Below are 19,736 nucleotides of genomic sequence, written 5' to 3' on the forward strand. Positions count from 1 at the left end.
TACTCGCACCGGTAATGACATACTTGTAATACATCATCTAGGGGTCGACCCGAGCGTGCCGCACTAGATGTAGTATCGAACTACAGAAACAACCGCTGGACGGGCATGGGCCCGGAAGCGCGGAAATCCCCGGATTTCTTCCCCTGTCCGGGGCCGCGCACCGCCCACGCCACAGCACGACAGCAGTAGACGAAAAGGGGACTAGGACATGACCGTCACGGTTTACACGAAGCCGGCTTGCGTACAGTGCAATGCCACCTACCGCGCTCTGGACAAGAAGGGCATCACCTACCAGAGCGTCGACATCTCGCAGGACCCCGCAGCACTCGAGCGCGTCCGCTCCATGGGGTACATGCAGGCCCCCGTGGTCATCACCGACAACGACCACTGGTCCGGCTTCCGCCCCGACAAGATCAGCGCGATCGCCGACTCGGCCGTCAGCTCGGTGGCCTGACCCATCCCGTCCCGGGATCAGCAGGCAAGGCATCAGGCAGTGACCACCCTCGCCGTGGACGACCGACCCACCACCGACCCGGCAACGGCCGGGACGGCGGAGGGTGCGGTAACCGATGCCGCCCTGATCTATTTCTCGTCGGTCTCCGATAACACGCATCGCTTCGTCGAGAAACTCGGAGTGCGGGCCGCCCGCATGCCGGTGCTCACGAAGGAGCCGACGCTGAGGGCCACGCGGCCCTACGTCCTGGTCCTCCCGACCTACGGCGGGATCACCGGCAAGGGTGCAGTGCCCCGCCAGGTCGTGAAATTCCTGAACAACGAACAGAACCGCAGCCTCCTCCGGGGGGTCATCGGGGCGGGCAACACCAATTTCGGTGAGACCTACTGCCTCGCAGCCGACATCGTCGCCGCCAAGTGCCATGTGCCGGTTCTCTACAGATTTGAAGTCATGGGAACGTCCGAAGACGTCGCCCGCGTAACCACAGGATTGGAAGAGTTTTGGACATGAGTGTTGCAGAGACGGAGACGGGTGCGCCCGCAGCTTCAGTAGAGCGCTTCAAGGACATGGGCTACCACGAGCTCAATGCCATGCTCAACCTGTACGGGCCGAATGGGGAGATCCAGTTCGACGCCGACCGCGAGGCGGCGCACCAGTACTTCCTGCAGCACGTGAACAACAACACCGTGTTCTTCCATGATCTCGAGGAGAAGCTCGACTACCTCGTGAAGAACGAGTACTACGAGCGCGAGACGCTCGACCAGTACACGATGAACTTCGTCCGCGACCTCTACAAGCGCGCCTACTCCAAGAAGTTCCGTTTCGAGACGTTCCTGGGCGCCTTCAAGTTCTACACCTCGTACACGCTGAAGACGTTCGACGGCAAGCGTTACCTCGAGCGCTACGAGGACCGCGTCTGCATGGTGGCCCTGCACCTGGCCCGTGGCAACGAGCAGCTGGCGGAGCAGATGGTCGACGAGATCATCGACGGCCGCTTCCAGCCCGCCACCCCGACCTTCCTCAATGCCGGCAAGCGCCAGCGCGGCGAGCTGGTCTCCTGCTTCCTCCTGCGCATCGAGGACAACATGGAGTCGATCGGCCGCTCCATCAACTCGGCCCTGCAGCTCTCCAAGCGCGGCGGCGGCGTCGCCTTCGCCCTCACGAACATCCGCGAGGTCGGGGCGCCCATCAAGCAGATCGAGAACCAGTCCTCCGGCGTCATCCCCGTGATGAAGCTCCTCGAGGACAGCTTCTCCTATGCGAACCAGCTCGGTGCCCGTCAGGGTGCGGGAGCCGTGTACCTGCACGCCCACCACCCGGACATCAACCGTTTCCTCGACACCAAGCGCGAGAACGCGGACGAGAAGATCCGCATCAAGACGCTGTCCCTCGGCGTCGTGGTTCCCGACATCACGTTCGAGCTCGCCAAGCGCGACGAGGACATGTACCTCTTCTCGCCGTACGACGTCGAGCGCGTCTACGGCATGCCGTTCTCCGACATCTCGGTCACCGAGAAGTACTACGAGATGGTGGACGACGCCCGCATCAAGAAGACCAAGATCAAGGCGCGCGAGTTCTTCCAGACGCTCGCCGAGATCCAGTTCGAGTCCGGCTACCCGTACATCATGTTCGAGGACACCGTGAACCGGGCCAACCCGATCGACGGCAAGATCATCATGTCCAACCTGTGCTCCGAGATCCTCCAGGTATCGCAGCCCACCACGTACAACGAGGACCTGTCCTACGACACCGTGGGCAAGGACATCTCCTGCAACCTGGGCTCGCTGAACATCGCGAAGACCATGGACTCGCCCGATTTCGGCCGGACCATCGAAACCGCCATCCGTAGCCTCTCGGCTGTTTCGGACATGAGCCACATCAGCTCGGTCCCGTCGATCGCCGCCGGTAACGACGCCTCGCACGCCATCGGCCTCGGGCAGATGAACCTGCATGGCTACCTGGCCCGCGAGCGTGTCCACTACGGCTCCGAGGAGGGCCTGGACTTCACGAACATCTACTTCTACTCCGTGGTGTACCACTGCATCCGGGCGTCGAACCTGATGGCCATCGAGACCGGCCGTACCTTCGCAGGCTTCGAGAAGTCGAAGTACGCGAGCGGGGAGTTCTTCGACAAGTACACGGAGCAGGTCTGGGAGCCGACGACGGCGCGCGTCCGCGAGCTGTTCGCCGACATGCACATCCCCACGCAGGAGGACTGGCGTGCGCTCAAGGCCTCGGTCGTGGAGCACGGCATCTACAACCAGAACCTGCAGGCGGTCCCGCCCACCGGCTCGATCTCGTACATCAACAACTCGACGTCCTCCATCCACCCGGTCGCGTCGAAGATCGAGATCCGCAAGGAAGGCAAGCTGGGTCGCGTGTACTACCCGGCGCCGTACCTGACCAACGACAACCTGGAGTACTACCAGGACGCGTACGAGATCGGCTACGAGAAGATCATCGACACCTACGCCGCTGCCACGCAGCACGTGGACCAGGGCCTGTCCCTGACGCTGTTCTTCAAAGACACCGCCACCACCCGTGAGATCAACAAGTCGCAGATCTACGCCTGGCGCAAGGGCATCAAGACCGTCTACTACATCCGTCTCCGCCAGCTCGCGCTGGAAGGGACCGAGGTAGAGGGTTGCGTCAGTTGCATGCTCTAGGCAACTAGATTGTCAGGCCGGACGTCATGTCCGGCCTGGCACCGCAGGCTCCACCGGGATCACCGGCATTACTTTCACCCAGACAAGGAACACACCATGAGCGAGAAGCTGAAGCTCGTAGACCAGGTCCAGGCCATCAACTGGAACCGTATCCAGGACGACAAGGACGTGGATGTCTGGAACCGCCTGGTGAACAACTTCTGGCTGCCCGAGAAGGTGCCGCTGTCCAACGACGTGCAGTCGTGGGCCACGCTGACGCCGGAGGAGCAGCAGCTCACCATGCGGGTCTTCACGGGCCTGACCCTGCTGGACACCGTGCAGGCCACCGTCGGCGCGGTCAGCCTCATCCCGGATGCGCTGACCCCGCACGAGGAAGCCGTGCTCACGAACATCGCGTTCATGGAGTCGGTGCACGCCAAGAGCTACTCGTCGATCTTCTCCACGCTGGCCTCCACCAAGGAGATCGACGAGGCGTTCCGCTGGTCCACGGAGAACGTGAACCTGCAGAAGAAGGCGCACATCGTCACCGACTACTACCGTGGCGACGATCCCCTGAAGCGCAAGGTCGCCTCGACGCTGCTCGAGAGCTTCCTGTTCTACTCCGGCTTCTACCTGCCGATGTACTGGTCCTCACGCGCCAAGCTCACGAACACCGCTGACCTGGTGCGCCTGATCATTCGCGACGAGGCCGTGCATGGCTACTACATCGGGTACAAGTTCCAGCGTGGTCTGGAGAGCGCGACGCCGGAGCGCCGCCAGGAGCTGAAGGACTACACTTTCGAACTGCTCTTCGAGCTGTACGAGAACGAGGTCCAGTACACGCACGACCTCTACGACTCCGTGGGCCTGGCCGAGGACGTCAAGAAGTTCCTGCACTACAACGCCAACAAGGCGCTGATGAACCTGGGCTACGAGGCGATGTTCCCGTCCTCCGTCACCGATGTGAACCCGGCGATCCTCTCGGCGCTGTCACCGAACGCGGACGAGAACCACGACTTCTTCTCCGGCTCGGGCTCGTCCTACGTGATCGGCAAGGCCGTGAACACCGAGGACGAGGACTGGGACTTCTAGCTCTTCACAGGAAGTGCGGTAGACAGCCTCGCCCGAAGGCCTGGTAGCGACGGGACGGGATCGGGAGATCCCATCGACTGCTACCAGGCCTTCGTCGTGCCTACCCTGAGGGGGCATCCTTGCGGCATGTACGGCACGACCAGTACCCGCGCAACGGTGTTTTCTTGAGGTGCTCGTTCTGCTTTCGGTGGACAGTGCGGCACAGCCTGGCTCGATGTCACGCGATGAGCGGCGCCGACCGAGGTGCGCGCCGCAACGCCTTCACCCGTTGACGCATCATGCGCCGGTCGCGGCGCCGCCGCAGCAACTCTTCGGCGAGATCATCGGCGCTGCCAGGCGGTGAGGGAGCGATCGATCGGTACCTGTGACCCGTCGGGGTTTCGACGTCGATGCTATGCCTCAGACCGGAGCCGGTTCGGGCCCGCCATCCTCGGACTTCCTTCGAGTGGTTGCATGCCTCGCAGAGGCCGGCTCCGTTGGACAGACTCGTTCGTCCGCCGTCGTGCCACGGTACAACGTGATCATGGTGGCGGATCGGCGCGTCGCAGTAGGGGGTTCGGCAGGTATGGTCGCGGGCCTCGAGGAACCGCCGCTGGGACGCCGTGAACAGGCGGGCGCGGGAATCCATCGCGAGCAGCTCACCACTCCCAGGGGCGGTGTACAAGCGCCGAATCAGGACCCGAAGGTCCTGTCCGAGGCCGCCCTCTCGGGTGGAGGCGAGTGTCCTCGCCCAACCGGCAGGAACCACGCCGTATCCCGAGAGGCGCGCCGGTTCACTGTCCCCCTGGAAAAGGGCGCGGTCGGTCATGACCAGTTGGATCTCCACGCCGGACACACCTCCAGGTGTACCCGTGGTGCGTTCCACCAGAGTGTCGGCCATGAGTTGACCACGGCTTCGGATGTCGCCTTCTGATCGAAGCGAACCGGCGTGCCGCGCGAGCTCCGCGTAGACCGCCACGCCTTGAGCGACCGGAAGCAGGGCGGTGAGGTAAGCCATCGTGTCCGGTGCCGGCCGAAGGCTGACATACCGTTCCGCGGCGGCGTGCCGCGCCCGATCCGTCACAGAGCGTGGGTCTCTGCGGTATGCAGCGGCCCGGGCTGCAGCGACGATGGCCCGGTCTCCCTGTCCGAGGAAGGATCCGGTGTCGGCAGAGAGCTCCTCGTCCACGGCGCATCGATCCGAAGCAGCCAGACAGGCGGTTTCCCTCACCAGCAGGGTGGCGCGCCATTCGTTCAGCTGGCCACTCTCCAGAGCTGCGAGAGTGTGCGGCATCTCCGTGATGAGCGCACGAGCGAATCCGAGCAGGCGGCCACCGCGTGCGGGAGATTCCTTACGCGCCAGCGCCAGCTGAGCGCCCACGCCCTGCCCCTGCGCGGAAGCGGGAACGCCCCACAGGGCCTGGTTCTTCCGCTCCGCGAGATCGAAGGCGACGGCGGCGCGGGCCTGCAGACCCGCGACGGCCGAGGTGAGGTCTTCGAGGTCACGGATCTGATCGATCAGCTCTGCGCTCGTAGAACCGAGCCGGAAGGACATCAGGCCTTCGATGAGCTCCCGAACATCGGTCGGCAGAACAGCGTCGTCCATCGGCACGTCACAAGGAAGCAGGGCCTCTTCAGATGGGGCCGTCCTTGTGCTGTCCATGGTCCATTTTCGCGCGCACCACTGACATTCCAAGCGGGTGTCAGGCTTGGGAGTACCCCGCGTTCTTCGCCGGTGCGGCGTGGCAACCAGGCGGTCGGATTCTGTCGGGGACGCCCCTGAGGACAGGGCAGACTGCCATCACTCACCGCGGCTTCGATCCCGGCGCAGGTGGACAAGCGGCAGGTGAAGTGTGCACTGCGCGATCGCACCGATTTCGAGCCGTCGCTACGGCCAGGTCCGCCAGTTCCGCCAGCGCGACGGTTCGGGCTCGGGCTCCGGTTCCGGCTTCGGCTCTCCTCCCAGCGCCTGCGCGGCCTCGACGAGATCCGCGGCGGTGAGCGTCATGACGTCGTCGCGGTCGAGCGCATCGAGTTCGTGATCCGGGTCGAGCGACAGCCTCAGAGCCTGCCGGTTCAGCGCCTGCTCGAACAGGGTGCGGGCGAAGCGCGCGTTGCCCGAGTCCTCCCCGACGTGGAGGCCCAGGAAGATACGGCGCAGCATGTCGTCCGCGCCGTCGGCCAGGACGTACTCGTGCTGCCCGAGCATCTGGTGGAAGATCGTCTGCAGTGCGTCCACCGAGTAGTCCGGGAAGGTGATCTCCCGCGCGAAGCGGGACCGCAGGCCGGGGTTCGAGAGGAGGAACGCCTCCATGAGTTGCGGGTACCCGGCCACGATCACCACGAGCCGATGGCGGTGGTCCTCCATCCGCTTGAGCAGGACCTCGATGGCTTCGGGGCCGAAGTCCATCCGACCGTCCTCCGGCGTCAGGGCGTACGCCTCGTCGATGAACAGGACGCCGTCCAGCGCACGCCGGATCACGCGGTCGGTCTTGATGGCGGTGGCCCCCACATACTGCCCGACGAGCCCCGACCGGTCGACCTCCACGAGGTGGCCCTTCTGCAGCAGACCCACCGCGCGGTACATCTCGGCGAGGAGCCGCGCCACGGTGGTCTTCCCGGTGCCCGGGTTCCCCAGGAACACCAGGTGCTGGGAGGTCGCCACCTCCGGCAGCCCGTGAGCCTTCCGCCGGGCCTGCACCTGCAGCAGGGCGACGAGCGCGCGGACCTGCTCCTTGACGGTGTCCAGCCCCACCAGGGCGTCGAGTTCGGCCTGCACCTCGGCCAGCGGGCGAGCCGGACCGGGACGCGCTGCGAAGTATTCGCCGCGCAGGTCCTCGACCCGATCCGACCCCGACGATTTGAGCTGCTCGGTGAGATGGCCGAGCGTCTCGCGCAGGTCATCGAGCGGATTGCGGCTGGCAGCCATACGTTCCTCCTGGGCGACCGATGAGCACGAAGTCGCTGATGAGCGGTGGTGGGGCCGCCCTGATGTCTCAGCAGCAGCCCATGCATCAGTTCGATGGGATCCTGACCAAGCTACCGCACCTGGAGAGCGCACAGGAGCCCTGCTTCCGCCGTACCGCACACCTGGGCCCTCCCGTCCCGGTTCCGCGACGCGACGCACGCTGGCTCGGAAGCATCAAGCACAGGCGTGCCTCACCGGCGTGCAGCGTCTGCGGGCGACCAGGCAGCCGGCCCCGTGTAGGTGGCATCGCCGGGGAGCAGCCACCAGTAGCGAGCACCGAGGTCCGCTGACCGGCCGGGCGCATCGTCGGCGTCGGCTTCTTCCACGGCCGCGGTCGTGAGGAGCCGCGTCCATTGGCGCACAGTGCGCCGGTTCCTCACAGCGTTCCCGGCAGCAGCGGTCGGCCGGGGCGGTTGTGGACCGGGAGGAACCGGCACCGAAGGGGGCCGGCGGAGCGGATTCACTGCTTCCTCGCTTCCGACAGCAGGCCGCGGGACAGCCCCGTGACGAGAAAGTCGCGAAGTCCACCGGTCGCCGGACGATCGGCGGTGACGGGCTGTGCCTGAGCGTGCGCAGACCCCTGCATGGATGCCGTACCAGCCTCCGGTTCCGGCCCGGACCCGGCCACCCGCCCCGATCCCGCGAGCTGATCGGACGCCACGGCGGCCAACCAGTCACCGTATCCGGTGATGTCGGTTCCCTGCGCAGCCGCGACGGCATCGCAGGCGAACCCGATGGCGGACGTGCCGTCACTGAGGCGGATCGAGCCGAGCAGCATGGGCTCGGGTAGGGCGGCGAGGAATCGACCCAGGGCGGATTCGGACAGGAGCCACCGCTCACCGACGAGTTCGGCCCCGTCATCGGAGCGGTACACGCCTGGTTTCGGTGGCTGCGTGCCGAGTGCCACCATGCGGTAGCGCGCAGCTGTTCGGACCGGGCCGTCCCAGTACGCCCCGAGCTCCTCGAGCTCGCGCGCGAGGACCTGGCCGCGACGGTGCGCCCCGACGACGACGAGCGGGACACCGACGGCTCCGGCAAAGAGCGGCCACGGCGAACCCGCCCCCGCATGCCCCGCGGCCCCGGCGGCGAAGAGGGCAGGAGGAGCAGGCGTGTAGTCGAAGCGTCGGGCGATGTCGGCTACGACGGCGTCGTCGAACGTCCGCCCGACGACGGTCACGCCGAACTGGGCGCCGTCGACCTCGCCGGCCGGGACGGCGACGGCACACAGGTCGAACAGATTGCAGAAGTTCGTGTACGTCCCCATGCGGGAGTTGACGCCCACCGGGTCGGCGGCCACCTCGGCGAGGAGGGGGTGCAGGGGAGCCGTGGGCACGAGGAGGGCGTCGAAGCCCTCGAGCTGCCCGAGCGCCTCCCGCTTGAGCTCGGCCAGCCGGGCCGTGTCCGCCACGTACGCGTGGGCGGGCAGCGAACCGGCGCGGCCGATGATGCCGGCGACGGTGGGATCGAGGCCGGCGGGAGTGCCGTCCCCGGACACGCTGTCCACGAACGACCCCACGGCGGCATACCGCTCTGCCACGAGCGCGCCGTCGTACAGGAGGCGGGCAGCTTGGAGGAACACGTCGATGCCGAGCGGCTCGACGTCGACGCCCGTGGCCTCGAGCCGGGCGACCTGACGGCCGAATTCGGCGGCCCAGGCCGGCGAGAGCTCGGGCAGCTCGGCAGGGTAGGCGACGCGCGGCCTACTCGGGGCCGCCAGCCGCACGTCCGACGGCCAGGCACGGGCACCGCCCGCCATGACACCCATCGCCCGTTCGGCGAGCGGGAGGTCCCGCGCCAGGATGGTCACCGCGTCCCAGGACCGGCAGGCGGGCACCACCCCGTCGGTCGAGACGATGTGCAGCGTCGGCTTGATGCCGACGATGCCCTGAAGCCCTGCCGGGATCCGTCCGGACCCGGCGGTGTCGGTGCCGATCGCGATGTCCGCCAGCCCCAGGGCCACGGCGACCGCCGAGCCGGAGCTCGAGCCGCCCGAGATGTACTCGGGCCGGCGGGCGTCGCGCACCGCGCCGTGCGGGCTTCGGGTGCCCACGAGCCCGGTGGCGAACTGGTCGAGGTTCGCCGCACCCAGGACGACGGCGCCCGCCGTCCGCAGTCGGCGTACCGCTTCCGCATCCTGTTCGGGCAGATAGGCGAAGCCGGGGCAGGCCGCCGTCGTGGGGATGCCGGCCACGTCCACGTTGTTCTTCACCGCGAGCAGGAGGCCGGCGAGGGGGAGCTCCTCGCCCGCGCTGACCCGTGCGTCGACGTCGGCGGCATCGGCGAGCAGGTCCTCCGCCGTGCGGAGGGTCACCCAGATCTCGGGGCGGTCCACGGCGTCGATCGCCGCGAGTGCCGCGCGGACGCGGTCGGTTGCCTGGCTGGTCATGCGGCTACCTCTTCTGTCTCTCGGGATTCGGGGTGCTGCCCCGGGTCGGATTCCGGTACAGGGGACGCGCCGAGGACCACGAGCGCTTCGCCGGCCACGACCTGCGACCCGGCGAGGGGGAGGACCTGCAGCACCTCGCCGTCGCAGGGGGCACTGATGACGGTCTCCATCTTCATGGCCTCGAGGGAGACGAGGGGCTGCCCCTTCACCACCGTGTCACCGGCGGTGACGTCGACCTTCCACACGCTGGCGGCGAAAGGCGCGGAGACCAGGGTGGCGCCGTCGGGCACCACGAGGTCCTCGGACTCGGGGACGACGGCGGCGGCTGCCTCCGCGCGGTCGAACTCGCCGGCGTCGGCCCAGGCCTGACGTTCGACGGCGAAGGCCGCGGACTGCGTGCCGCGGAACTCCTCGATGGAGGCGCTGTTCTCGGCGAGGAAGCGTTCGTGCTCGGCGAGGGAGAACGTGCCCTCCTCGATCCCGACACCGCGACCCCTGCCCGCCGCCATGTCGGCGCGGAGGTCCAGCAGCTCCTCCGGGCTCACCGGGTACCAGGAGATGCGGTCGAAGAAGCGCAGGAGCCAGGGGGAGCCGGGCTCGAACGGCGCGGAATCGGCGTACCGGGACCAGACCTGCGTGGTGCGTCCCACGAACTGGTAGCCGCCCGGTCCTTCCATGCCGTAGATGCACATGTACGCACCGCCGATGCCGACGGCGTTTTCCGGCGTCCAGGTGCGGGCCGGGTTGTACTTCGTGGTGACGAGGCGGTGCCGCGGGTCCAACGGCGTCGCCACGGGTGCGCCGAGGTACACGTCGCCGAGGCCGAGGACCAGGTACTCGGCGTCGAAGACGGTGTCGAACACGTCGTTCACCGAGCCCAGCCCGTTGATCCGCCGGATGAACTCGATGTTCCACGGGCACCACGGGGCGTCGTCGCGCACTCCCGCCATGTAGCGTTCGATGGCCTCGCGGGTCGCCGGATCGTCCCAGGAGAGGGGCAGGCGCACCGAGCGGCTGGGCACCACGAGATCCGAGCTGGCCGGAAGGGCACCATCGATCTCCTGGACGGCGGCGAGCAGCCGGTGCGTGGTCAGGACGGAGGGGTCCACCTTGATCTGCAGGCTGCGGATGCCGGGCGTCAGGTCGACGACGCCGGGGATGCGCTGCTGCTCGATGGCCTGGTGGAGGGCGTGCACGCGGGCCCGGAGGCCGAGGTCGAGGACCATCTCGCCGTACTCGACGAGCAGGTTGTCGTCGCCGGAGCGCCGGTAGGTCACGGCAGGCCTGTCGGGTTCTGCCGCGCCGCGTGCCAGGACGCCGTCGTCGCCGTCCCCACCGCGGAGCAGTCGGCCGTGCAGGGCCGAGGTGCCCGGCGCCGCGGCGAGGTGGGGGTCGGCCGGCAGGATCAGCTGCCGGCCCGGGCCGAGATCCTGCAGCGACGGCGCCTGGACCGTCGTGATCGGCACGAAGCGCACGGCGTCGCCCGGGCGGAGTTGCCCGAGCTTCCAGCGGTCCGCGGCTACGACCGTGACGGGGCAGACAAACCCGCCGAGGCTGGGCCCGTCCGGGCCGAGCAGGATGGGCGTGTCCCCGGTGAAGTCCAGGGCGCCGACGGAGTACGCGGTGTCGTGGATGTTGGAGGGGTGCAGGCCGGCCTCGCCGCCGTCGTTGCGTGCCCAGCGGGGTTTCGGCCCGATGAGCCGGACGCCGGTTCGCGCGGAGTTGAAGTGCACCTCGTAGTCGGTGGCGAAGAGCTCGTCGATGTCCTCCCGCTGGAAGAACTCCGGTGCGCCGTGCGGGCCCTCGACGACGGTGAGCTCCCACCGGGACGTCAGGGCGGGCCTGGCGTCGAGCGCGACGGGGCCGGCGATCTCGGCGGGTAGCTCGGCACGCACGGTCCGGAGGACGTCGCCGGTCCGGAGGACGCGGCCCGCGTGCCCGCCGAACTGGCCCAGCGTGAACGTGGACGCGCTGCCGAGATACAGCGGGAGGTCGAGGCCGCCGGCGAAGAGGATGTAGCCGCGGAGCCCTGCACCCTCCGCCGTCCCGACGTCGAGCGTCCCGCCGGCGGGAACGGTGATCGGCTCCCAGGTAGGAGCCTCGACGTCGTCCACCGTCACCCGGACGTCCGCGCCGGTGACGCAGAGGACGGTCTCGTGCGAGAACGTTAGGCTGGGCCCCGTCATCGTGAATTCGAGGCCCGGCGCCCCCTCGGGGTTGCCGAGGGACTGGTTGCCGAGCCGGAAGGAGAGATCGTTCATCGGACCGCTCGGTGGGACGCCCACCTGCCAGAACTGCGTGCGGCCCGGCCAGTCCTGCACGCTGGTCTGCAGCCCCGGGCGCTCCACCGTGATGCGTGGCTCGGGGTCGCCGACCGTGTCGAGCGTGCTGGTCGAGTGCCCTGCCCGGCGGACGACGTCGAGGGTGCTGACGGCGCGCAGCATGCCGAGGTTGGTCTCGATGCCATCGATCCGCGTGCCGGTGAGGGCGCCGGCCAGCCGGTCGAAGGCCTCCTCGCGGGTGCCGCCGGAGGTGATGATCTTCGCCAGCAGGGGGTCGTAGTTGGTGGAGACCTCGCTGCCGGTCTCGGCCCAGGTGTCCACCCGAATGTGATCGGCCCCGGGGTACTCGGCGTTCGTGATGGTGCCGGCACTGGGCTGGAAGTCGCGTGCCGGATCCTCGGCGTAGACCCTCGCCTCGACGGCGTAGCCGGAGACGGGGACGCTGTCGGGAACACCGGAGAGGACCGCCGCGGCGTCGGGCCCGCCCTGCGCGAGGCGGAGCATCCACGCGACGAGGTCGACGCCGGTGACCGACTCCGTGACGGGGTGTTCCACCTGGAGGCGGGCGTTGACCTCGAGGAACGAGGCCTCCTGGCGGACGGAGTCGTAGACGAACTCGACGGTGCCGGCCGAGCGGTAGCCCAGCGAGGCGCACAGTGCGCGTGAGCTGCGGTGCAGTTCCTCGCGGACGGCGTCGGGCAGGTCGGGCGCCGGCGCTTCCTCGAGGACCTTCTGGTGCCGGCGCTGCAGCGAGCAGTCGCGGTCGCCGAGGCTGACCACGCGCCCCTCGCCGTCGCCGAAGACCTGGACCTCCACATGGCGGGCATTCTCCACGTAGCGCTCCGCAAAGACACCGGCGGTGCCGAAGCTCGCCCCGGCGAGGCGCGCGACGCGGGGGAAGCTCTCGGCGAGTTCCTCCTCCGTACGGCACACGGTCATCCCGATACCGCCGCCACCGCCGGTCGCCTTGAGCATGAGGGGGAAGCCGATGGCCGCCCCGGCCGCCAGGGCGTCCTCGACGTCGTCGAGCAGGCCGGACCCGGCGATCATGGGCACGCCGGCGGCCTGGGCGGCGTCGCGGGCGGTGTGTTTGGTACCGAAGGTGCGCAGCTGCGCGGGCGTGGGGCCGACGAACACGAGCCCCGCAGCCTCGACGGCCTCGGCGAAGTCGGCGTCCTCGGACAGGAAGCCGTAGCCGGGGTGGATTGCGCCGGCGCCGGTCGATGCGGCGGCAGCGAGCAGCGCCTCGACGCGGAGGTAGGACTCCTTGGCCGGTGCCGGACCGAGCAGCAGGGCCTCGTCGGCGAGGCGGACGTGGCGGGCGCCGCGGTCCGCCTCGGAGAACACGGCGACGGTGCGCAGACCGAGCATACGGGCGGATTCGATGATGCGGCAGGCGATCTCACCCCGGTTGGCGACGAGCAGGGTGTCGAAGCGGTTCATGCGGCCTCCTCCGGGCGGGTGACGATCATGCGGACGGGCGTCGGGTCGAAGCCGTTGCAGGGATTGTTGATCTGCGGGCAGTTCGAGACGAGCACCAGGGTGTCCACCTCGGCCCGGAGCGCCACGCGCTTGCCGGGGGCGGAGAGGCCGTCGACGATCCCGAGGGCGCCATCCGGGTCCACCGGCACGTTCATGAACCAGTTGATGTTGGAGACGAGATCGCGCTTGCCGAGCCCCCAGCGGGAGCCCTCGATGAGGAAGTTCTCCACGCAGGCGTGCTGCTCGCGCGTGTGCTGCCCGTACCGCAGCGTGTTGGATTCCTGTGAGCAGGCGCCACCGATGGTGTCGTGCACGCCCACCTCGTCCGCGACGACGGTCATGAGCGTCTGGCCGGTGTCGGCGCGGAGCGCGGACCCGGTGGTGAGGACGATGGAGCGCTGCTGGGCGATGGTCACGGCCGCCGAGTAGCGGACGGCGGTATTTTCGGCGGCGTAGAGCAGGCAGTCGACCGCCTGGTTGCCGTCGAGGTCGACGATGGTGAGGACATCGCCGGCGGCGACGACGGCGGACCACGGTCCACGTGCTTCGACGTACTCGTCGAGGACGACGGCGCCGGGTGCGAGGGCTACGCTGCCGGCCGGCTGCGGGAGGGTGATGGTCATCGGGTGCTCCTTGCGGCGAGATCGTGTTCGGTGTTGTGCAGTGCCTGCAGGTGTTCGGGTGCCAGCGGGCCGACCAGACTGCCGTCGGCCAGCGACGCCAGCTCCTCGGGGGCCCGCCAGGCGGTGATGTCGACCGCGGTGCCGGTGAAGTCTGCGCGCGGGTCCAGCGGATGCGCGGTGTTGGCCAGGACGACGACGGTGTCCACCTGCAGCAGCAGGTCCAGATGGGCACCGGGGCCGGCGCCGCCGGTGAAGCGGATGCCGCCGTCGGGGTCGACCCGGATGCCCTTGAAGAAGGTGAGCGACGGCGCGACGTCGCGCGGGCCGAGGCCGCTCTTGAGCGCCCCGAGTGTCAGCAGTTCCCGGGCCGCGGGTGACGCACTGTGGGCCGTGCCGGCTCCGTACCGCGCCGTGTTGCCGGCTACGGTGGTGGCGCCCGTCAGGGCATCGTGCCTGCCCGAGGTGTCCTCCACGATGGTGGCCAGCACCCGCCCGGCGTCGGACAGGAGGGGGTGTCCGGTGCCGGGGTAGGCCTGCCACGGGACCTTGACGGTGTCGGCGGCGTTGAAGCGTTCGTGCAGGGCGCCGGCCCGGTACAGCAGTGCGTGCACGCAGGCGTCACCGGTGTCCGCGAGGCGGAGGCGCGTCCCGCGGGCGAGGTGCAGGGTCGTGTAGCGGCCGAAGGCCAGCGTTTCGGACCACACGAGGCGCTCCGCAGCGCCGTCGGGCAGGACGTCCGTGAGCGCGGATGGTGCGGTGGCCACCGGGATGTGGCGCATGGTGTCCGCCGTGTGGTGATGCTGTTCGCGGGCGTGGGCCCGGGCTCCGGCCGTGGTGGCCGTGCCCGCCGGGGTCTCGATGGTCTGGGGCATGTCGATCCTGTCGGTGGTGCGGAGGAAGTGGGTGCTAGGAGGCCTTGGCCGCGATGCGTCGGCGGGTCCAGAGACCTCCGAGCAGGACGACGGCGACCATCAGGGGAGCGGAGTAGAGGAGGATCCCGTTCTCGCCGGAGGGGTCGTACACCTCCGGGCGGGGCCAGGCGAGGTTGACGACCATGAGTGCGCCGTAGAGGACGGCGAGCACATTCACGGGCAGGCCCCAGCGGCCGAGGGAGAAGAGGCCGGACGGCATGGTCTGCCCCACGCGGTCCCAGTCGCCGCGCAGCCGGTTGATGAGCTGTGGGACGGTGACGAGCAGGTACGCGATGTAGACCATGACGATGCAGACGCTGGTCAGCGTGGTGAAGAGGGCTGCGTTGCCGACGTTGATGGCCAGGACGCCGACGGCGAGGGCGCCGATGGCGATCGACGGCCACATCGGGGTGCCGCGGCGGGGGTGGACGGAGGAGAGCAGGGCGGAGGCGGGGAGTTTGCCGTCGCGTGCCATGGAGAAGACCAGGCGGGAGCCGGCGGTCTGGATGGCGAGGGTGCACACGAAGATCGCGATGGCGACGTCGACCAGGAGCACCTTCCCCCAGAAGGTGCCGAGGACCGCGGTCAGCACGTAGGGGAGGCCTTCCGTCGCGAGCCGCCCGTCGTCGAGGCTGGGTGCCGCCATGAGCGCCGTGACGATCATGGCCGCCCCACCGATCCCGGAGATCACGAGGGCGGAGATGATGGTGCGCGGTGCCGTGCGCCTCGGATCCTTGGTCTCCTCGGACAGTTCGCCCGCCGAGTTGAAGCCCACCATGACATAGGCGGCCATCAGTCCGGAGACGAGGAAGGCACCCACGAAGCCGAGATCCGATCCCTGCAGCACGGTGGTGTCCAGCACGACGTCGGGCCCGCGCTGCGCGGCGGTGAGAAGGGCGAGGACGACGGCGATGACGCCGACGATCTCGCAGGTCACACCGATCGAGTTGACGTGGGCCATGAGGCGGACGCCGATCGCGTTGATGATGGTGGTCGCCACCAGGAGGACGGCGCCGAGGACGACGGCGTTCGCTGCACCCGTGACGGTGTTCAGGGCGGGATCGCCGCCGACGAGCTGGAAGCCGCTCCACAGCTGCGGCAGGACGACCTGCAGGGCGATGGCCGCCGCGGCGGCGGTGACCACCTGCGCCACGGCCATGAACCAGCCGGCGAACCAGCCGACGGTCTCCCCGCCGATGCGCCGTGCCCACTGGTAGACGGCACCCGAGAGGGGATAGCGCGCGGCGAGCTCCGCGAAGTTGAGGGCCACGAGGAGCTGGCCGACGAGCACGATGGGCCACGTCCAGAAGAAGGCCGGGCCGGCGAACGAGTAGCCGAACGCGAAGAGCTGGAAGATGGTGGTGAGGATGGAGACGAAGGAGAATCCTGCAGCGAAGGAGGCGTAGCGGCCGAGCTTGCGGTGCAGCGACGGCTGATACCCCAGCGAGGTGAGGTCGGCGGCGTCGTCCGTGGGGGTCGAGGTGGGGATCGTCATCGGAGGCTCCGTGGTTCGGACGGGAGGGGTGGTCTGCTGGGCAGCGGCGACGCGGTAATACCGGTCACTTGATAGTTTTCCAACCGCATGTCGCTCGGTGGTTACCCCGTTGTAAAAGGCGTGTGAGCAGATTGTTGCCGGGATGTTTCCGGCCGGCGGGCGAGCTGCGCCGCCCGCGGCGTCCCCGATCGCTTTGGAAGAGCGGTGCAAGAATGGGTGCGTGACCCTGACCGGACCGGGACGTCCCCGGGTACGCCAATCGACCCGCCCCGGAGCCACCGCCCGCGAGGAGATCCTCGATGCCGCGGCGGAACTCTTCACGACACAGGGGTACGCCACGACCTCGACCCGCGCGATCGCCGAGGCGGTCGGCATGCGCCAGTCCTCCCTGTACCACCACTTCGCCACGAAGGACGACATCCTCGAGGTGCTGCTCGCCGGCACCGTGACGGAGGGGCTCGCCTTCGCGCGGGCGGTCTCGGCCGGTGGCTCCGCCGCGGATGATGTCTCTCCTGCGGCGCGGCTCTACGCCGTGGCCCTGTTCGACGGGTCCCACCTCTGCAGCGGCCGCTGGAACATCGGCATCCTGTACCACCTGCCCGAGGCGCGTGATCCCCGCTTCACGCAGTTCCTGGCTGACCGTGACGAGCTTCGTCGGCTGTACAGGTCGCTGGGCGCTGCCGCTGTTCCCGCAGGGTTGTGGTCCGGCGACACCCGACAGCACGGCGAGCTCGCGTTCCGGCTGGTCGAATCCCTCGTGAGCCTCCGGGTCGACGGTCAGATCACGCCCTCGTCCGCTCACCAGGTCGCGGACGCGGCGTTGGCGCTGTGCGGATTCGGGGGAGAGCTCCCGACTGTGTGCGATGACGGCCTGGCGCTGATCACCGCGCTGGGACGTGTTCTCCCGGCCGGCCCGTCATCTCCGGGTGGACCCGCTCGCGCGTGAGGCGGCGACCGGGGACTTGACTTGGGCATGGACCGGCGGCGGCGACAGCCCGGTACCGGTACCGGCGACGGCGACTCCCCGCGGGCAAGCGCGATCTGCGCGGCGACGCCCGGGCCCTGGTCCGCAGCGGGAACTCCGGCCCGGGCCTGCTCGCTGCGCTGGGCGAGATCGAAGGCAACGGCGATCCTGGCTTGCGCGGCAGCGCTTGCGAACGTGAGGTCCTCCAGTGCGTCACCCGGAATGCGGGGAGAGGTCTTCACTCCGCCGAGAGATCCTGACAAGCTGGACCCATGGGGACATCTGATCGTGACGACCGCTTGCACAGCGACGGCGCCCAGATCATCGGTTTCCTGGGAGCCGTGCTCCTGACCATCCCGATCGTGATCCGGCTGGCCGAGGGTGGCGGGAACGGCTTCGACTGGGTGTTCCTCGCCGTGGGGATCGGGCTCGCCGGTTACTGGGTCGTCCTCGCCCTTCGGGGACGGCAGGTCCGGCGCGCCGAACTCGCGGAACTCCGGCGCCTGCGGGACAGCAGCACGGCGCCCTGACAGGCCAGGGACAGACCGCCCACACCCGTCGCCCGGGTGTTGGCGCGCGGCGGACGGAGGAGACGCATTCTCCTCATGGACGGAGCGGCCCGCGTCGGTGATAATTGAGCGGGACTTCCATCTGCGTCATCATGCGGCGACCACGTTTCGGTCGTGATCACAGGTCTGTCCGAAAGATTTCCTATGGGCGATCAGCCCGGAGCCCGGGTCAGCACCGCATCCCAGACCACGAAGGTACTACGTGACGCAAGAACGGCATTCCATCAGGTCGCTCGCTGCTGCCTCCGCCGTGGCCGTCCTGCTCGTTACGACATCTGGTGCACCGGGAGCGATCGCACGATCAACCGCACCCGACTCGTCGTCGGTGTGCGCGTCGATGACGACCAACATCTATCAGGTGGTCAATCCGAAGACCGGCGCGTCTCTCCTGACGCAGTGGCCGGCGGAGGTGGCGAGCGCGGCTGCCCGGGAGGGTTACACCGAGAAGCGCGGCGTCGCGTTCAAGGCGTCATCCCTGCAGCTGCCGGGACTCGTACCCGTTCACCGCCTGGAGAAGAACGGCCAGTTCCGGTGGCTGGCGGCATCGGAACCGACCGATGGGCCGACCGCTGGTGTCGCTCCGCAGGGGTTTACGGATCTCGGCGTCGCCTTCTTCGCGGCTCCGACGAGTATCGACTGCGGAACGGCGGTCGAGAACTACCGACGCGGCGACATGTACCGGGCTTCCGCCGACCCGACCGACGGCAAGGCACTCGCCGACGACGGGTGGGTCTCCGAAGGAGTGGCGTACTGGGCCGCGCAGGGCACAGCGTCGGGTTCCGCCGCACCGGCAGTCCCGAGACCGCCGGCGGTGACACCGGATGACCCCACCTTCTCGATCGCCGTCATCCCCGACACGCAGCTCGAGGTGCATGCAGATCTACCCGACGGGGGCAACGCACGCTTCTCCGGGCGGGCACAGTGGCTGGTGGACAACGCGGACGACCTGGACCTGCGCTACGTCATCCACACGGGCGACGTCGTGAACTGGGACACCGAGAACCACGAACAGTTCACGGTGGCGAGCAAGGGCATGAAGATCCTGGAAGACGCCGGGATCGAGAACTCCCTGGCCATCGGAAACCATGACACGGCCGCCGTCGGTCCGGGCGGGAGTGCCGCGGACCCCCGCCTCACCGACGACCTGGTGCGCGACACCACGACCTTCAACACGTACTTCCCCGCCACCGGGAACGCCGGGATCGAGGGAATGTTCGAGCCGGGCAAGATCGACAACACCTTCCACACCTTCCAGGCGGGTGGCGCCGAGTGGCTGGTCCTGACCCTCGAACTGTGGCCGCGCACGGAAGCCCTGACCTGGGCGGGAAGCGTTGTCGAAGCCCACCCGAACCACAACGTCATCATCAACACCCATTCCTACCTGCTTGCCGACGGCACCATCGCCCAATCCAGTGACTACGGCTCCCACTCGCCGCAGGACGTCTTCGACAGCCTGGTGAAGGTGTATCCGAACATCAGGATGGTGTTCTCGGGTCATGTCGGCGAGGGTGCCACGCGCGAGGACGTCGGTGTGCACGGGAACAAGATCTTCTCGTACCTCGGTGCCTTCCACTCCGACGAGACGAACCCCGTGCGGATCCTCGAGATCGACACGGTGGCCGGGACGGTCAGGAGCACGGTGCACGCGCCGTCCCTGGACACGACCTGGAAGCAGTACGATCACGCCTCGACCGGCCTCCGGGTGATCGGAGTCCGACAGTCGCTCACGACCGACCCCCGGAACGACGGTTCCGCTCCCCGGGGTGAGGTCCGGGCGGTGAGCCGCACGGTACGACGGTTCGAGCGGACCGACCCGCGGAGGACCAGGTAGGCAGCACCCCCGGCAGTGACGGTCGGCGCCGCGATGACCTGATCATCGGCGCTGC

General features: G+C 68.6%; 15 protein-coding genes and 1 pseudogene. 7 read left to right on the forward strand and 9 right to left on the reverse strand.

The features are described 5' to 3' along the window. Positions 1-208: 208 nt before the first annotated feature. From nrdH to nrdF, 4 genes are all read left to right on the forward strand, one after another. On the forward strand, positions 209-454 hold the full coding sequence (gene nrdH, locus FJV46_RS12190) for a glutaredoxin-like protein NrdH (RefSeq protein ID WP_087026260.1): 246 nt from the start codon (positions 209-211) through the stop codon (positions 452-454). Positions 455-493: 39 nt separating this feature from the next. After that, a complete protein-coding gene (nrdI, locus tag FJV46_RS12195; RefSeq protein WP_370684662.1) occupies positions 494-964 on the forward strand; it encodes a class Ib ribonucleoside-diphosphate reductase assembly flavoprotein NrdI in 471 nt (156 codons plus the stop codon). Continuing rightward, positions 961-3,120, forward strand: coding sequence for a class 1b ribonucleoside-diphosphate reductase subunit alpha (gene nrdE / locus FJV46_RS12200; RefSeq protein WP_087026262.1), 2,160 nt, complete (start codon positions 961-963; stop codon positions 3,118-3,120). The genes nrdI and nrdE overlap by 4 nt, the downstream gene beginning before the upstream one ends. Positions 3,121-3,216: 96 nt before the next feature. Then, positions 3,217-4,191 carry a class 1b ribonucleoside-diphosphate reductase subunit beta gene (gene nrdF, locus FJV46_RS12205; RefSeq protein ID WP_087026264.1) on the forward strand — a complete coding sequence of 325 codons (975 nt, stop codon included), beginning with the start codon at positions 3,217-3,219 and terminating at the stop codon, positions 4,189-4,191. Between the two features lie 217 nt (positions 4,192-4,408). Here nrdF and FJV46_RS12210 read toward each other — a convergent pair whose 3' ends face one another. The 8 genes from FJV46_RS12210 to FJV46_RS12240 all read right to left on the reverse strand — a co-directional run bounded on the left by FJV46_RS12210 (position 4,409) and on the right by FJV46_RS12240 (position 16,317). Further along, positions 4,409-5,776, reverse strand: coding sequence for an HNH endonuclease (locus FJV46_RS12210; protein ID WP_087026404.1), 1,368 nt, complete (start codon positions 5,774-5,776; stop codon positions 4,409-4,411). Positions 5,777-6,058: 282 nt separating this feature from the next. Further along, complete coding sequence (locus tag FJV46_RS12215) at positions 6,059-7,099, reverse strand: AAA family ATPase (RefSeq protein ID WP_087026267.1); 1,041 nt, start codon at positions 7,097-7,099, stop codon at positions 6,059-6,061. A gap of 230 nt (positions 7,100-7,329) precedes the next feature. Continuing rightward, positions 7,330-7,500 carry a hypothetical protein gene (locus tag FJV46_RS15260; RefSeq protein ID WP_158250114.1) on the reverse strand — a complete coding sequence of 57 codons (171 nt, stop codon included), beginning with the start codon at positions 7,498-7,500 and terminating at the stop codon, positions 7,330-7,332. Positions 7,501-7,598: 98 nt separating this feature from the next. Further along, on the reverse strand, positions 7,599-9,524 hold the full coding sequence (gene atzF / locus FJV46_RS12220) for an allophanate hydrolase (RefSeq protein WP_087026270.1): 1,926 nt from the start codon (positions 9,522-9,524) through the stop codon (positions 7,599-7,601). Next, the gene (uca, locus tag FJV46_RS12225; protein WP_087026273.1) at positions 9,521-13,249 is read right to left on the reverse strand and encodes an urea carboxylase; all 3,729 of its coding nucleotides are present in this window, start codon (positions 13,247-13,249) and stop codon (positions 9,521-9,523) included. The genes atzF and uca overlap by 4 nt, the downstream gene beginning before the upstream one ends. Then, positions 13,246-13,911, reverse strand: coding sequence for an urea amidolyase associated protein UAAP2 (locus FJV46_RS12230; protein ID WP_087026276.1), 666 nt, complete (start codon positions 13,909-13,911; stop codon positions 13,246-13,248). The genes uca and FJV46_RS12230 overlap by 4 nt, the downstream gene beginning before the upstream one ends. Further along, the gene (locus FJV46_RS12235) at positions 13,908-14,783 is read right to left on the reverse strand and encodes an urea amidolyase associated protein UAAP1 (protein WP_087026279.1); all 876 of its coding nucleotides are present in this window, start codon (positions 14,781-14,783) and stop codon (positions 13,908-13,910) included. Before FJV46_RS12235 ends, FJV46_RS12230 begins: the two co-directional genes overlap by 4 nt. A gap of 34 nt (positions 14,784-14,817) precedes the next feature. Then, positions 14,818-16,317 (reverse strand): amino acid permease, encoded by a 1,500-nt coding sequence (locus FJV46_RS12240; protein WP_087026281.1) that lies wholly within the window; start codon positions 16,315-16,317, stop codon positions 14,818-14,820. Positions 16,318-16,537: 220 nt separating this feature from the next. Here FJV46_RS12240 and FJV46_RS12245 point away from each other — a divergent pair, with 220 nt between their 5' ends. Continuing rightward, on the forward strand, positions 16,538-17,263 hold the full coding sequence (locus tag FJV46_RS12245; protein WP_087026284.1) for a TetR/AcrR family transcriptional regulator: 726 nt from the start codon (positions 16,538-16,540) through the stop codon (positions 17,261-17,263). Positions 17,264-17,328: 65 nt separating this feature from the next. Here the strand turns inward: FJV46_RS12245 and FJV46_RS15635 are convergent. Next, positions 17,329-17,523, reverse strand: a pseudogene (locus FJV46_RS15635) (hypothetical protein); the annotation flags it as partial. Positions 17,524-17,553: 30 nt separating this feature from the next. Here FJV46_RS15635 and FJV46_RS12255 point away from each other — a divergent pair. Beyond that, complete coding sequence (locus FJV46_RS12255; RefSeq protein ID WP_087026287.1) at positions 17,554-17,811, forward strand: hypothetical protein; 258 nt, start codon at positions 17,554-17,556, stop codon at positions 17,809-17,811. Positions 17,812-18,052: 241 nt separating this feature from the next. Next, on the forward strand, positions 18,053-19,681 hold the full coding sequence (locus FJV46_RS12260; protein WP_087026290.1) for a metallophosphoesterase: 1,629 nt from the start codon (positions 18,053-18,055) through the stop codon (positions 19,679-19,681). The last annotated feature ends 55 nt before the right edge of the window (positions 19,682-19,736 follow it).

It is taken from the genome of Arthrobacter agilis, assembly GCF_006494655.1.
Classification (GTDB): Bacteria; Actinomycetota; Actinomycetes; order Actinomycetales; family Micrococcaceae; genus Arthrobacter_D; species Arthrobacter_D agilis.

Bases quoted from the DNA above. Each gene is read 5' to 3' on its own strand.
- nrdH (WP_087026260.1), top strand. From the start codon at position 209: ATGACCGTCACGGTTTACACGAAGCCGGCTTGCGTACAGTGCAATGCC.
- nrdE (WP_087026262.1), top strand. From the start codon at position 961: ATGAGTGTTGCAGAGACGGAGACGGGTGCGCCCGCAGCTTCAGTAGAG.
- nrdF (WP_087026264.1), top strand. From the start codon at position 3,217: ATGAGCGAGAAGCTGAAGCTCGTAGACCAGGTCCAGGCCATCAACTGG.
- FJV46_RS12210 (WP_087026404.1), bottom strand. From the start codon at position 5,776: ATGGACGACGCTGTTCTGCCGACCGATGTTCGGGAGCTCATCGAAGGC.
- FJV46_RS12215 (WP_087026267.1), bottom strand. From the start codon at position 7,099: ATGGCTGCCAGCCGCAATCCGCTCGATGACCTGCGCGAGACGCTCGGC.
- atzF (WP_087026270.1), bottom strand. From the start codon at position 9,524: ATGACCAGCCAGGCAACCGACCGCGTCCGCGCGGCACTCGCGGCGATC.
- uca (WP_087026273.1), bottom strand. From the start codon at position 13,249: ATGAACCGCTTCGACACCCTGCTCGTCGCCAACCGGGGTGAGATCGCC.
- FJV46_RS12230 (WP_087026276.1), bottom strand. From the start codon at position 13,911: ATGACCATCACCCTCCCGCAGCCGGCCGGCAGCGTAGCCCTCGCACCC.
- FJV46_RS12235 (WP_087026279.1), bottom strand. From the start codon at position 14,783: ATGCCCCAGACCATCGAGACCCCGGCGGGCACGGCCACCACGGCCGGA.
- FJV46_RS12240 (WP_087026281.1), bottom strand. From the start codon at position 16,317: ATGACGATCCCCACCTCGACCCCCACGGACGACGCCGCCGACCTCACC.
- FJV46_RS12255 (WP_087026287.1), top strand. From the start codon at position 17,554: ATGGGGACATCTGATCGTGACGACCGCTTGCACAGCGACGGCGCCCAG.